The organism is Paracoccus angustae (assembly GCF_042648745.1).
GTDB classification, from domain to species: Bacteria; Pseudomonadota; Alphaproteobacteria; order Rhodobacterales; family Rhodobacteraceae; genus Paracoccus; species Paracoccus angustae.
In genome coordinates this window covers 1-566 of sequence record NZ_JBHRXY010000132.1, presented here as the reverse complement: position 1 = coordinate 566, position 566 = coordinate 1, and the positions used below count along the sequence as shown (strand labels likewise).

At 58.7% G+C, this 566-nt stretch carries 1 pseudogene; it reads left to right on the top strand.

The window, feature by feature from the left end:
• Positions 1-75: 75 nt before the first annotated feature.
• A pseudogene (locus ACFOM8_RS23075) lies at positions 76-566 on the top strand (transposase); the annotation flags it as partial.

The window sequence follows — 566 nt, the reverse complement described above, 5'->3', positions numbered from 1 at the left end:
CCGCTCTCCGGCATGTATAAGGTGCCGGAGAGCGGCTCCCGTATCGCACAGGAGCCAGGAAGAATCTTAAGACAAGCGTCCGTGTATCGGCTGCTGAAGTCCTATGACCTCATCACCAGCCCGGCCTATGTGGTGATCAAGGCCGGGGACGAGTTCAGGGACAAGACCTCTCGGCCAAACCAGATGTGGCAGACCGACTTCACCTATCTCAAGGTGACAGGCTGGGGATGGTTGTACCTGTCCACCGTGTTGGATGACTTTTCCCGCTACATTGTTGGCTGGAAGCTGTGCACCACCATGAACGCGGACGATGTCAGCGCGACACTTGATATCGCCCTTGCCGCCTCGGGATGTGACAGCGTCACCGTGCTGCACAAGCCCCGGCTGCTGAGCGACAACGGCCCATGTTACATCGCCGGTGACCTTGCCGAATACCTCGAAGAACATGGTATGGCCCATGTCCGCGGCGCCCCCAATCATCCCCAGACACAGGGCAAGATCGAGCGCTGGCACCAGACCCTCAAGAACCGCATTCTGCTGGAAAACTACTATCTGCAGGGCGAGCT